General features: G+C 72.7%; 9 protein-coding genes and 1 pseudogene. 1 reads left to right on the forward strand and 9 read right to left on the reverse strand.

What is annotated here, in order from left to right; translation table 11 throughout:
- The 8 genes and pseudogenes from ABZ990_RS12575 to ABZ990_RS12610 form a co-directional block, all read right to left on the reverse strand.
- Positions 1-128, reverse strand: a pseudogene (locus ABZ990_RS12575) (DNA-binding response regulator); the annotation flags it as partial.
- A gap of 605 nt (positions 129-733) precedes the next feature.
- Positions 734-1918, reverse strand: coding sequence for a galactokinase (gene galK / locus ABZ990_RS12580; protein ID WP_361229560.1), 1185 nt, complete (start codon positions 1916-1918; stop codon positions 734-736).
- A 9-nt stretch (positions 1919-1927) separates the two neighbouring features.
- Positions 1928-2896: a UDP-glucose 4-epimerase GalE gene (galE, locus tag ABZ990_RS12585; protein ID WP_361229562.1), complete on the reverse strand. Its 969-nt coding sequence runs from the start codon at positions 2894-2896 to the stop codon at positions 1928-1930.
- A complete protein-coding gene (gene galT, locus ABZ990_RS12590; protein WP_361229565.1) occupies positions 2893-3927 on the reverse strand; it encodes a galactose-1-phosphate uridylyltransferase in 1035 nt (344 codons plus the stop codon). Before galT ends, galE begins: the two co-directional genes overlap by 4 nt.
- A 186-nt stretch (positions 3928-4113) precedes the next feature.
- Positions 4114-4893: a response regulator transcription factor gene (locus tag ABZ990_RS12595; RefSeq protein WP_361229568.1), complete on the reverse strand. Its 780-nt coding sequence runs from the start codon at positions 4891-4893 to the stop codon at positions 4114-4116.
- Between the two features lie 401 nt (positions 4894-5294).
- A complete protein-coding gene (locus tag ABZ990_RS12600; protein ID WP_361229571.1) occupies positions 5295-7178 on the reverse strand; it encodes a PQQ-binding-like beta-propeller repeat protein in 1884 nt (627 codons plus the stop codon).
- Positions 7179-7444: 266 nt separating this feature from the next.
- The gene (locus ABZ990_RS12605) at positions 7445-9454 is read right to left on the reverse strand and encodes a hypothetical protein (protein WP_361229573.1); all 2010 of its coding nucleotides are present in this window, start codon (positions 9452-9454) and stop codon (positions 7445-7447) included.
- Between the two features lie 186 nt (positions 9455-9640).
- Positions 9641-11464 (reverse strand): ABC-F family ATP-binding cassette domain-containing protein, encoded by a 1824-nt coding sequence (locus ABZ990_RS12610; protein ID WP_361229576.1) that lies wholly within the window; start codon positions 11462-11464, stop codon positions 9641-9643.
- Between the two features lie 123 nt (positions 11465-11587).
- Between ABZ990_RS12610 and ABZ990_RS12615 the strand changes: the two genes are divergently transcribed.
- Positions 11588-12265, forward strand: coding sequence for a Uma2 family endonuclease (locus ABZ990_RS12615; RefSeq protein WP_361229579.1), 678 nt, complete (start codon positions 11588-11590; stop codon positions 12263-12265).
- On the opposite strand, the gene ABZ990_RS12620 is transcribed toward ABZ990_RS12615, so the two are convergent.
- On the reverse strand, positions 12262-13563 hold the full coding sequence (locus ABZ990_RS12620) for an acyltransferase (protein WP_361229582.1): 1302 nt from the start codon (positions 13561-13563) through the stop codon (positions 12262-12264). The genes ABZ990_RS12615 and ABZ990_RS12620 overlap by 4 nt on opposite strands.
- Positions 13564-13768: the final 205 nt, after the last annotated feature.

The following is a 13768-nucleotide window of genomic DNA, read 5'->3' on the forward strand; positions in this document are numbered from 1 at the left end:
GCCCGCCGCGCGGCGGCGCCGCGTCCCGCGGCGGCCACCTCGACATCGGGCTCCGCCGCGAGGGCGGCGGCCAGCGACTCGGCGAAGACGCGATGGTCGTCCACCACCAGAACCCGGATTCGGGCCAATGGAAACCCCCAAGAGTGGATGAGGCAGGCCCGGCGCGGGTACGGCGCCGGGGGCGGGCCCGTCGACGCGCACGGCCGCCGCCGTGCCCTGACAGTTACCCCGCCCCGGGCGCCGTACCCGGCGGGTCTCGATACCCCTGATCGGCACCGGCCCCCACCGCTGCCACGCACCAACGTACAAGCAGCCCGCCCCCGCACGAGGCGAATTCCCCGAAGTCCCCCACCCCTCCCACACATACCCCCCACCCCCACCCGCATCAGGGGGAGACAACCCACCCCCGCCCACCCCTTCACTCAAGCGGGAGGGGTGCGGGGCGGTGCGCGGACGACGGACGGGAGCGGGGGCCGGGAAGGGGGTCGTGTTCGAAACGTAAAGCGTGATTTGTGGCGCGAAAAAAGAACGCTTCACGCACTACAAAGGCGGCCGCGCCGTAAATCATGCAGTGCAGAACGCGACCCCCGGACCGGCCCCCGCGCACCCACCCACAACCCCCAGCGCACCGCCCCAGCACCCCGAACGCGCCCCCACGCCCCGCACGCCCCGCACCACCACGCCACGCCCACGCCCACGCCCACCCACGCGACGCCCACCCCGCACCGCAGCGCTACCGCCCCACACCGTCACAGCAGCGCGCAGCGCCCCGCCCCGCCCCCGCCGACGCCACCGCCTCGAACACCCCCGGCTCCCCGTACCCCGCACAAGCGAACGCCTCCCCCACCGCCTTCGCGACCGCGTCCACCGCCTCGTCCTCCACCAGCACGACCGCCGAGCCCCCGAACCCGCCGCCGGTCATCCGCGCCCCGAGCGCCCCCGCGCCGACCGCCGTCTCCACCGCCAGGTCCAGTTCGGCGCAGGAGACCTTCATGTCGTCGCGCAGCGACGCGTGTCCTTCGACGAGGAGCGGCCCGACGGCGCGCGGGTCGCCGCCGTCCAGGAGCCGGATGACGCGTGCGACGCGGTCGTTGTCGGTGACGACGTGCCGGACGTATCCGCGCACCGTGTCGGCGCCGTCCCCGATCGCGTCCACCTCGCGCAGCGCGTCGTCCAGTCGCGTCACGTCGACCTCGCGCAGCGTCCGCACTCCGAGCGCCCGCGCGCCCGCTTCGCACCCGGCGCGCCGTTCGGCGTACGCGCCGTCTCCGAGCGCGTGTTTCACGCGGGTGTCGACGACGAGGAGCCGTAGTCCGGCGGCGGCGAGGTCGAACGGGATCTGCCGGTACGACAGATCGCGGGTGTCGAGGAAGAGGGCGTGGCCTTCGGTCGCGCAGGCGGAGGTCATCTGGTCCATGACGCCGCAGGGCACGCCGACGAAGTCGTTCTCGGCGCGCTGGGCGAGGACGGCGAGTTCGGGCCGGGAGAGGCCGAGGCCGTAGAGGTCGTTCAGGGCGAGCGCGGTGACGACTTCGAGCGCGGCGGAGGAGGAGAGCCCGGCGCCGGTGGGCACGGTGGAGGTGACATGGATATCGGCGCCGCCGACGGCGTGCCCGGCGTCGCGGAGCGCCCAGGCGACACCTGCGGGGTACGCGGCCCAGCCGGGGACGCGCCCGGGGGCGAGATCGGCCGGGTCGACCCGCACCACGCCCCCGGCCGCGTCGCGGGAGTGCACCCGCAGCACGCCGTCGTCCCTGCGGGCGACGGCGGCCACGGTGGTGTGCGGCAGAGCCAGCGGGAGCACGTAGCCCTCGTTGAAGTCGGTGTACTCACCGATGAGGTTGACGCGTCCGGGCGCGGCCCAGATCCCTTCGGGCCGGGCCCCGTACAGCGCGTCGAACTCCGCCGCGATCCTCATGCGTACTCCTTACTCCTGTTCGGCTTCCTTCTTCTGCGCGAACGCCCACGCGTCCTCGACGATGGCCGCGAGGTCGGAGCGGGACGGGGTCCAGCCGAGCCGCTCGCGCGCGGCGTCCGCGGAGGCGACGAGGACGGCCGGGTCGCCGGCGCGGCGCTCGGCCATGACCTCGGGCACGGGGTGCCCGGTGACCTTGCGGACGGTCTCGACGACCTCGCGGACGGAGAAGCCGTTGCCGTTGCCGAGGTTGCAGATCTGGTGCTCGCCGGGCTTCATCGCGCCGAGCGCGGCGAGATGTGCCTCGGCGAGGTCGGCGACGTGGATGTAGTCGCGCACGCAGGTGCCGTCGGGCGTCGGGTAGTCGTCGCCGTAGACGTTGATGGCCGCGCGCTTGCCGAGGGCGACCTGGAGGACGAGCGGGATGAGGTGCGACTCGGGGTCGTGGCGCTCGCCGCACTCCTTGTAGGCGCCGGCGACGTTGAAGTAGCGCAGCGACACGGCGGCGAGGCCGTGGGCCGCGCACTCGCCGGTGATCATGTGGTCGACGGCGAGCTTGGTCGCGCCGTAGGGGTTGGTCGGCGCGGTGGGCGCGGACTCGGTGATCGGCACGGTCTTCGGCTCGCCGTAGGTGGCGGCGGTCGAGGAGAAGACCAGCTGCCGTACGCCGGCGTCGCGCATCGCGGCGATGAGCGCCATCGTGCCGCCGACGTTGTTGTCCCAGTACTTCTCGGGCTTGGCGACGGACTCGCCGACCTGAGAGAACGCGGCGAAGTGCAGGACGCCGTCGTAGGAGGAGTCCAGCCAGCGCGCGGCGTCCTGGATACGGCCCTCGATGAACTCGGCGCCGGCGGGGACGCCTTCGCTGAAGCCGGTGGAGAGGTCGTCGAGGACGGTGACCTCGTGCCCCGCTTCCAGCAGGTGCGTGGCGACCGTGCTGCCCACGTAGCCGGCTCCACCCGTCACCAGGTACTTACTCAACTGCTTGCCACCTCTCGGAGTCTGTCGGCCGCGGACTCCGGGGAGACGTCGTTCATGAAGGCGCCCATCCCGGATTCGGTGCCCGCGAGGTACTTCAGCTTGCCAGAGGCTCGGCGGACGGTGAAAAGCTCCAGGTGCAGGGCGAACTCGGCACGGCTGTCGGCGGGGGCCTGGTGCCAGGCCGCGATGTACGGGGTGGGCGGGGCGCCGGGGCCGAAGAGGCGGTCGAAACGGCGCAGCAGTTCCAGGTAGAGGGACGGGAGTTCGGCGCGGGCGGCGTCGCCGAGGGCCGTGAGGTCGGGGACGCGGGTGTGCGGGTAGAGGTGCACTTCGTACGGCCAGCGGGCGGCGTACGGCACGAACGCGGTCCAGTGCGCGCCGGCGAGCACGACCCGCTCGCCGGCCCGTTCGCGGGCGAGGACGTCGTCGAAGAGGTTCCGGCCGGTGCGGGCGCGGTGGGCGGCGGTGGTGCGCAGCATGGTGGCGGTGCGTGGGGCGGTGAAGGGGAAGGCGTAGATCTGGCCGTGGGGGTGGGCGAGGGTGACGCCGATCTCGGTGCCGCGGTTCTCGAAGCAGTAGACCTGCCGGACGCCGGGGCGGGCGGCGAGGGCGGCGGTGCGGTCGGTCCAGGCGGCGAGGACGAGGGCGGCCCGGTCCTCGGTGAGGTCCGCGAAGGACGCGGTGTGGTCGGAGGTGAAGCAGACGACCTCGCAGCGGCCGTTGTCACCGGAGAGGGAGGGGAAGCGGTTCTCGAAGACGGCGACGTCGTAGGCGTCCGCGGGGATCTCGCCGTGCCGGTCGCCGGTGGCGGGGCAGAGCGGGCAGGCGTCGGCGGGCGGGTGGTACGTACGGGCCTGGCGGTGCGAGGCGATGGCCACGTGTTCGTCGAGGAGCGGGTCGTGGCGGATCTCGGAGGCGGAGGCGACGGGCGCGAGGGGGCGCGGGTCGACGGCGGTGCGGACGGTGTCGTCACGGGCGTCGAAGTAGATGAGCTCGCGCCCGTCGGCGAGGCGGGTGACGGTCTTCTTCACGGCGGGGCCTCCATCGAACAGAACCCTTCACAAAAAACCACGATCCAACATCGCCGCGCAATACGTCCCGCCGTGGGGGTTCCGGGGTGGGGGGTCCGGGGTGGGTGTTCCGGGGCGGGTGTCCCGTCCTGGCTGTCCCGTCCTGGCTGTCCCGCCGTGGGGGTCTCCTCGCGCACGGGGCGCGGGTCAGCCGCGCGCGGCGCCGCCTAAGCCGAGGCCGGTTCCCCCGCCGGGGCCCGCGCCGGGCCGCAGGCCGGCCCCGGCACCGAACGCCCCGAACCCCGCGCCGGTCGCCGCCCCCGGCGCCGGGACCCGGTCGAGCAGCCCCGTCCGCGCCGCCAGCGCCGCCGCTTCGAGGCGCGAACCGACGCCCAGCTTCATCAGCACCCGCTGCACATGCGTACGGGCCGTGCTCGGCGCGATCGCCATGCCCGCCGCGATCCCCCGGGTGTCCTCGCCTTCCGCGACCCGGACCAGGACCTCCGCCTCACGCGGCGTCAGCAGCCGCAGCAGCCGCTGCCCCTCGTCGTCCGGCTGCGCCACCGGGTGCAACAGCTCCGCGAAGGCGCCCTGGAGCAGCTGCGGCGCCACCGCCGCCTCGCCCGCCCGGGCCTTCACCAGGGCGCGCTCCACCCCCTCGATGCGCTCGTCGTGCCGGACGTACCCCGCCGCCCCGGCCGCGAACGCGGCCGCGATCCCGCGCGGCGACGGCACCGGACCGAGCACCACCACGGCGGTCTGCGGGCGCTCGCGCCGGATCCGTACGACCGGGTCGAAGACCCCCGGCTCGGCGGGCGAGGACGTGCCGAGCAGACAGACCTCCGGCGCCCGGCTCACCACCAGGTCCGCGACCCCCGAAACCGGCGCCGCCGCCGCGAGCACCCGGTGCCCGCGCAACTTCAGCGCCGAGGCCAGCGCCTCCGCGTGCAGACGGTGGTCGTCGACCACCATGAGCCGAACCCCCATCGGTCTTCCTCCCTGGACCCGGGCCAAGCCTCCCCCGGCCCTAGTGTCTGTACGGCGGGCCTTGGCCGGGGCCATGACGCCTGGCACGGCACCTGGCTGCGTTGCCGAAATGCCTGGATAGCTCCGCTATCAAGACACTCCGGCGCCTTGCCATCCGTCCCCTAGGCCCGGGCGGGCCTGGGGAGGCCCCATGCACCAGACGCCCCGGCCTATCCGGCCCTGGCCCCCCGCACAGACCCTGACCCGGCACGGTACACACTCCCCGGCCCTCCGCCGCCCTGTTCGCGCGCATCGGCCGGACCTCGTCGGTGCGGGAAACGCGCGGGGCCCCTCCCGCCAGGGAAGGGGCCCCGAAACCGGCCGGCCGCCGCGTACGGGCGGCGGTACGGATGTGCGTACGGTCAGCCGGCCGCCGAGAAGGCGACGACCAGGTATTCCCTGCCGATCGGCCGCTTGCTGATCAGCATGTCCGACACGAAGAAGCGCCCGTCGCCGTACAGGAACTCGGCGCCGGTCACGCTGAAACCGGTCTCGATGTCCCGGACCGGCTTCTCGTTCGGGTTCTGCATCAGCACCGTCTGCTTCATCGAGCCGCCGTCGATGGACACGATCTGTCCGCCCTTGTTGTACGGGGGCAGCTTGTACGCGATGACGTTGCCGCCGTCCATGCGCAGCGGCATCAGGGTGTAGCCGTCGCCCGCGTCGGCCTTCTCCGGCGCGAGACGGCCGGTGTCCAGGTCGAAGGCGACGACCTCGTTGGTCTCGTCGCCGTACTCGCCGGTGCTGCCCTCGTGCTCCTCGGTCGGCACGTAGAGCTTGTTGTTGCCGACGGCAAGCTGTGTGCAGCCCTCGACCCTGTTGGAGCGGCAGCGGCCCGCGTAACGGGCCGGGTCTGCCGTGATCTTGGCCTTCAGCTTGCCGGTCGTCTCGTCGATCGAGAAGAAGTCGGAGATACCGCTGCCGTCGCCCTCGACGTCGCCGACCTCCGCCGCGACGACGAGTGGCTTGGCGGAGACGACCGACGCGAAGTCGACGCCGCGCGGCATCTTGTACTCCGACTTCGGCGCGCCCGTCATCGGGTCGAGAGTCTGGATGCTGACGGCCGGGTCGTCGTACGAGCCGCACTTGCGGACCGCGACCAGGCCGCCCTCGCCGCCGCCGTAGCCCGCGTCCTCGCAGTTGTCCGCGTTGACCTGCGGCTTCCAGCGGGGGTTGCCGTTGGCGAGGTCGAAGCCCGCGCCGCCGTCGAGACCGCCGGCCGCGACGGTCCGGTCGTGCACGGTCACCTCGCTGAAGGTGGCCTTCTTGTCACCGGCGGTGCCCCCGGTGATCGAGGTGGACCACACCAGCTTGCCGCTGGCGAGGTCGACCAGGCCGACCTCGGTGCAGGGCTGGTAGTAGCGCGGCGCGGTCCGCTTCGTGGCCTCGAAGAGGATCGGGACCTTGAAGTCGGCCGTCATGTGCGCGGAGGCGGCGCAGATCTGACCGGTCAGCGGCAGCGTCCACTTCGGCGTGCCCTTGTCCGGGTCGTAGCCGACGATCGAGTTCACGCCCGCCTTCGCGTACGTGGTGTCGGTGAGCCAGGCGCCGGAGGCGTCGGTGACGTCCGGGACCTTGGGCAGGTCGACCTTGAACGCGAGCTTCGACTTCGGGTCGGCCGGTGCCTTCTCCTTGCCGGGCCCGTCCGTTCCACCCGAACCGCCGTCCTTGCCGCCGCCCGTGGCGCCGCCGGCGGTGCCCGCGGGGCCGGTGGAGTCGTCACCGAGACCGGCGTAGACCAGGCCGCCGCCGACCAGCAGGACGACCGCGGCGGCCGCCGCGATGACGATCTTCATCTGGGTCGACAGCTTCTTGCGCCCGCCGGGCCCCCCGGGCGCCACCGGCTGCCCGGGCTGCATCGGCTGCCCCGGCTGCATCGGCTGGGTGGGGAACTGCTGGTACGACTGCGGCTGGGGCGGGCCCTGCGGGAAGCCGTACTGCTGCTGCGGCATGGTGGGCGGCTGCGGCGGCTGCTGCTGGGGCTGGGGCGGGCCCGGCGGATAGCCGTACGGCGGCGGCACCGGCGGCTGGCCGGGCTGCGCCTGCGGGAATCCGTACCCGGGCTGACCCGGCTGGCCCGGCTGGCCCGGCTGACCGGGGTGGCCGGGCGGCGGCGGGGTGCCGAACGCGCCGGGCTGGGGCTCCTGCGGCGCGCCGAACCCGCCCGGCGGGGGGTCCTGCGGTGCCCCGAAGCCGCCCGGGGGCGGCCCGGGGGGCTGGTTCGGCGGGGGCGGCGGCTGCGTCATGGCGTACGTACCTCGGAAAGGTCGGGGCGGGAACGGCGGGAGAGACGGGAGGAGCGGGAGAGGCGGGAGAGGCAGGGCGGACGGAGCGAACAGTGCGTCATATGCACGGCTTCACGGGCGGGACTTCACAGGCCCGGGGGCCGGGTGGAACGGCATATGCCGAACGTCTCCACCCGTCCCCCGGGCCTCTCCCGCGGACGGCTCACCCGGGCGGTCCCCCGGGGACGGCCCCTCGGGACCGCCCGGGTGAACTCACCCTCGGCATGTCACTTGCCGTAGGCCATCATCGACTTGGTCTCCAGCTCCGCCTTGTCGTTGGAGCCGGAGATCCGGCCGGACGCGATCACGAACGTCCCGTTCGCGTACGCGTAGGCGGTGTTGTAGAAGGAGCTCTCGATCGAGGTCAGTCCGACCTGGCCCTTGAGCAGCACCTTCGGCGCACCGCCCGTCGGGGCGATCGTCTCGAGCGCGCTGCCCTTGCCGTAGCGGGGCTCGACGTACACCAGCACCTCGGAGCCCTCCATGCGCAGCGGCTTCATGGACTGCTCGGCGGGTGCCTTGGAACGCCACTTGATCGCGCCGTTGTTCAGGTCGAAGGCGACGACCTCGTTCGACTTGCCGATGTCGGTTTCGGTGGCCATGTAGAAGGTGTTCGCGTCGGCGGCGACCCCGGTGCAGCCCTGGAGGTTCTTGCCGAAGACGATGATGCCGCCGCCGCAGCGCGGGGAGAAGCGGTCCGAGCCGCCCGCCTTCATCTGCGAGCGCAGCTTGCCGCCCGAGGTGAGCGAGAAGATCGACCACTTCTTCTGGGTGCTGTCCTCGTCGCGCTGGACCGTGGAGACGACCAGCGGGTCGACGGAGTAGACCCGGTCGATCTCCCAGGTCAGCGGGAGCTTGTAGGTCCACTTGGCCGCGCCGGTGGCGGGGTCGATCTCGCTGATCGCGTGCGACTCCTTCTTCACGTCCCCGGACGGGCACTTGGAGGCGGCGATCAGCTTGCTGCCGCCCGCGTACGCGTACGGCTTGCAGCCGCTGGTCGGCGAGGCGAAGAGCTGCTTGCCGTCGGCGAGGGAGAAGCCGTAGGCGGAGCTGGTGCCCGACGCGGTCACCGTGTTGCCGCTGATGGCGAGGGTGTTGTCGGAGAAGGCGAACAGGCCGGTGGGCTTGGGGATGGACTTCTTCCAGCCCGCCTTGCCGGTCTTGAGGTCGACCTGCTGCAGCTGGAGGCACTTGGCGCGGTCGCCCGCGCCGTCCTTGACGCCGAAGGCCATCAGGCCGTCGGCGGACGGCTCCGGCGGGGCGGCGCACAGCTCGAAGGGCACGTCGACGTGCCACTTGGAGGAGCCGTCGGCGAGGCTGTAGCCGTCGATGCCCTTGTACATGGCCTTGACGACGGTGTCGCCGACGATCCACGGGCCGTACACGTCGGAGCCGTTGCGGGGCACGTCGACGTTGTTCTTGAGCAGCCACTCGACCTTGGCCTCGCCGCTCTCGCGCTGCGCGTTGAGGTTGTCCGCGCTGCCGTCGTCGCCGTCGCCCTTGCCGTCGCCCTTGTCGACCGAGGCGGTGGGCTTCGGGCCGACCGGGGACTCGGTCGGGTTCGCGACCGGCTTGTCGTCGTCGCCGCTGCCGAGCGCCAGCCAGGTGCCGCCGCCGACCACGAGCAACGCGGCCGCCGCCGCGGCGACGATGACGCCGGGCTTGCCCTTGAACGGGTTCTTGCCGCCCCCGCCCCCGGCCCCGCCGTCGGCCGGACCGGTCAGGGGCATGCCCTGCATCGGGGCCTGCGCGGTCGGATAGCCGGCGCCGCCGTAAGGGTTCTGCTGCTGGCCGTAGGGACCGGGCTGCTGACCGTACGGTCCGGGCTGCTGCGGCTGCTGCGGGTACCCGTAGGGGCCCGGCTGGGCGGCGGGCTGGCCGGGCTGACCGTACGGATTCGGCTGCTGCGGAGACCCGTAGGGGCCGGGCTGCTGACCGTAGGGGCCCGGCTGCGCGGGCTGGCCGTACGGACCGGGCTGCTGCTGCGGGTACCCGTAGGGGCCGCCGGGCTGCGCGGGCTGACCCGGCTGTGCGGGCTGACCGGGCTGACCGGCCGGGGGCACCGGGCCGGGGGCCGCCGGCGGCTGCTGCGGGGGCGTCGCGGGTGCAACGGGTGTGGCGGGCACCGTGGGCGGAGCCGCGGGCGCCTGCGGCGGAGCCGGCGGCACGGGCGGCACGTTGGAGTCCGGGTTCGGTGCGCCGAAGCCCGGCGGCTGGTTGCTCGGCGGCTGGGTCACAGCGCGGATCCCCCTTGAATATGAGCGGTTTTTCTTTCTACCACTCGGAGGATGGCTCAAAAGTGGCCGGTCCGCGCCTTGTTCCCAAGGGCGAACCGGCCTGTGATGCCGTCGTTACTCGACTTCTACGACTTCTCTACTTCTCCACGCCCGCAGGGCTCGCGGAGAAGTGGACCCCGCGTCTTCCTACGCGTCCTCGGCCAGCTCCAGCCAGCGCATCTCCAGCTCCTCGCGCTCGGCCACCAGCCCGCGCAGTTCGGCGTCGAGCTTGGCCACCTTCTCGAAGTCCGTGGCGTTCTCGGCGATCCGGGTGTGCAGCGTGGACTCCTTGGCCGAGATCTTGTCCATCTGGCGCTCGACCTTCTGGAGTTCCTTCTTCGCGGCGCGCGCGTCGGCGGCCGACACACCCGGCTTCTGACCGGCCGCGCCACCCGCCGAAGCGGCCGGGGCGGACGCCGGGGCGGCGGCCGGCTCGACCATCTTGCGGCGGCGCTCCAGGTACTCGTCGATCCCGCGCGGCAGCATCCGCAGCGTCTGGTCGCCGAGCAGCGCGAGGACCCGGTCGGTGGTGCGCTCCACGAAGAACCGGTCGTGGGAGATCACGATCATCGAGCCGGGCCAGCCGTCCAGCAGGTCCTCCAGCTGGGTCAGCGTCTCGATGTCGAGGTCGTTGGTGGGCTCGTCGAGGAAGAGGACGTTGGGCTCGTCCATGAGGAGCCGCAGCAGCTGGAGCCGGCGCCGCTCACCACCGGAGAGGTCGCCGACCGGCGTCCACTGCTTCTCCTTGCCGAAGCCGAACTGCTCGCACAGCTGCCCGGCGCTCATCTCCCGGCCCTTGCCGAGGTCGACCCGGTCGCGGATCTGCTGCACGGCCTCCAGGACGCGCAGCTCGGCGGGGAGTTCGGTGACGTCCTGCGAGAGGTACGCGAGCCGCACCGTCTTGCCGACGACGATCCGCCCCGCGGCGGGCTGCTGCTCGCCCTCGGTGACGGCGGCGTCCGCGAGGGCGCGCAGCAGCGAGGTCTTGCCGGCGCCGTTGACGCCGACCAGGCCGATCCGGTCGCCCGGGCCGAGCTGCCAGGTGAGGTGCTTGAGGAGGGTCTTCGGACCGGCGGTGACGGACACGTCCTCCAGGTCGAAGACGGTCTTGCCGAGGCGGGCGTTGGCGAACTTCATCAGCTCGCCGGTGTCGCGCGGCTCCGGCACGTCCGCGATGAGCGCGTTGGCGGCCTCGATCCGAAAACGGGGCTTGGAGGTACGGGCCGGGGCGCCTCGGCGCAGCCAGGCCAGCTCCTTGCGGACCAGGTTCTGCCGCTTGACCTCCTCGGTGGCGGCGATCCGCTCCCGCTCGGCGCGGGCGAAGACGTAGTCGGAGTAGCCGCCCTCGTACTCGTAGACGTCACCGCGCTGCACATCCCACATCCGGGTGCAGACCTGGTCGAGGAACCAGCGGTCGTGGGTGACGCAGACGAGCGCGGAACGACGGTTGCGCAGGTGCTCGGCGAGCCAGGAGATGCCCTCGACGTCGAGGTGGTTGGTGGGCTCGTCGAGGACGATCAGGTCCTGGTCCTCGATGAGCAGCTTGGCGAGCGCGATGCGCCGCCGCTCGCCACCGGAGAGCGGGCCGATGACGGTGTCGAGGCCCTGCTCGAAGCCCGGCAGGTCGAGCCCGCCGAACAGCCCGGTGAGCACGTCGCGGATCTTGGCGCTGCCCGCCCACTCGTGGTCGGCCATCACGCCGATCACCTCGTGGCGGATGGTCGCCTTCGGGTCGAGCGAGTCGTGCTGGGTGAGCACGCCGAGCCGCAGCCCGCCACTGTGCGTGACCCGGCCGGTGTCGGCCTCCTCCAGCTTGGCGAGCATCCGGATGAGGGTGGTCTTGCCGTCGCCGTTGCGCCCGACGACACCGATCCGGTCCCCTTCGGAGACGCCGAGCGACACCCCGTCCAGCAGTGCACGGGTGCCGTACACCTTGCTGACGGACTCGACATTGACCAGGTTGACGGCCATTTCACTCCTGTACGGGATGGGTAGACGTTCAAGGGTAGACGGTGCGGGGTATGCCTCACTCTTTGTAATGACGCGGGCGGAAACGGACGGCGGCCCGGGGACCCGGTCCGGAGAATCGGCCCCATGGGAGAAACCACGGGGTCCGGGCCGGCGGCCCACTCGTCCGGGGACATCGACACAGAGCCGGACGCGGTGCCGGATCCGCCCTGGCCGGACCTGGTCTGGCCGGATCCGCCCTCCTGGCCGAGGCCGCCCGCCGGGGGCTGGACGGTGGACGACCTGATGACGCTGCCCGGTCTGCCGCGCCACACCGAGCTGATCGACGCGAGCCTGGTCTTCGCCGCGCGGCGGCGCCGCTTCGACGGCGTGATGACCTCGCTCCTTGGCGAGGCGCTGCGCACGAGCGCGCCGCGCGGGGTGCGTGTCTACAGCGGGATGACCGTGGTCATCGACCGTGCGAACGCCCCCGAGCCGGACATCGTCGTGGTCCGTGAGGAGGTCGTCGGCGGTCTCGACCAGACCTCGTTCCCCGTCTCCGGGGTCGTGCTGGCCGTGGAGATCGTCTCGCCGGACTCGGAGTCCCGTGACCGCACCACCAAGCCGCACAAGTACGCGGCGGCCGGCATCGCGCACTTCTGGCTGGTGGAGATGGAGGGCGAGGAGGAGCGCCCGGTCGTACGGGTCCACGAGCGTGACCCGGTCACCGGGACCTATGTCCCCACCGGCATCTACCGCGACCGGCTGAAGCTCTCGGTCCCCTATCCCATCGACATCGATCTGACCGCCGTCGACGAGCTTTAGGAACTCCCGCCCCGTCCCGCCCGCTCCACCAGGAACCAGCCCGCCAGCGCCATCGCCACCGCCGCCGGGGCGGTCACCCGGACCGCGATCAGGGTCGCGGTGTGGCCTTCGAGGAGGCCGCCGAAGCCGGTCATGGACAGGCCGAGGACGCCGAGCAGGGCGAGGGTGATGCCGAGGGCGGCGAGCGGGCCGCCCGTGCCGTCCGAGGGGGTCGGCGGGGCCGGTTGTTCGAAGCGGCGGAAGACGGCGACGAGCAGCGCGGTGAGCAGGACGGCGGCGGCGATCCGCAGCGGGACCTGGGCCCACCAGGTGCCGGTCGCGGGTGCGGGGAAGCGGACGCCGAGGGCGAGCATCGCCCCATACACGCCGAGCATGGCCGTCAGATGCCACAGGAACGCGGTCATCGCGACGCCGTTCGCGGCGACGACCGCCCGCCAGACCCTGGCACGGGCGGCGAGGCGAGTGCCGGGGCCCCTCAGCAGCTCGACCGCGCCGACCAGCCACAGGCCGTGGCAGAGCAGGGCCAGGGTGGGCGGGGCCATGTTGGAGATCTTCTCGCCCGGCATGCCGACCATGGACAGCGGATACGGCCCGAGGGCCACCAGCGGCACCGCGCCCGCGAGACCGGCGGCGGCGAGGACGGCGGGACGGCGGATCAGGCCGTCGGCGCGCAGGAAGCCGAGCTGGTGGATCGCGAGCCAGACGAGGGCGAAGTTCAGGAACTCGACGTACGGCACCCCGAAGGCGAACCGCAGCACGTCGACCAGGACCGCGCCCAGCACGAGGCCGGCGAAGGCGCCCCAGCCGTACCGCCCGTGCAGCCGCAGCAGAGGCGGGGTGAAGGCGACCATGGCGAGGTAGACGCCGATGAACCACAGCGGCTGGGTGACCAGGCGCAGCGCCACCCCCGTGAGGCCGTGCCCGGCGCCGTCGGCGGCGAACAGCTGGAGGGCGAGTGCGAGCGCGCCCCAGACCGCGATGAAGACCATGGTCGGGCGCAGCAGCCGTTGCAGCCGGGCCCGCAGGAAGCCCGCGTACCGCGGCCGTGAGCGGTGGGCGAGGGCGTGCGAGAAGCCGCCGACGAAGAAGAAGACCGGCATGACCTGGAGGGCCCAGGTCAGGAGCTGGAGGCCGGGGACGACGGCGAGGAGGTTGCCGACCTGCCCGTCGGGGGTGACGGCGGCCATCAGCCAGTGGCCGAGGACCACGACGGCGAGCGAGGCCACCCGCAGCAGGTCGATGTAGCGGTCGCGCGACGCCGGGGTGGCGGCGGCGAGTTCCCGAGCGCTGATTCCCATGGGGGTACGGTGCCGGGCCGGGCGGGCCCGGGGTCAGCGCTCACGTACTCATCTCGCGCATGAGTACGAGCGGGGTGGGCGAGGCGAGCACCACGGTCCGGCCGTTCACGGAAACGCCTCCGGCGCCGCCCCTCTCAAGGGGCGGCGCCGGAGGTCTGTCCGAGCGTCTGTTGGTCTCGGCCGAGGCCAAATCGGCTTCAGCCCG

The organism is Streptomyces sp. NPDC046203 (assembly GCF_040646255.1).
In the GTDB taxonomy this organism is placed as follows: Bacteria; Actinomycetota; Actinomycetes; order Streptomycetales; family Streptomycetaceae; genus Streptomyces.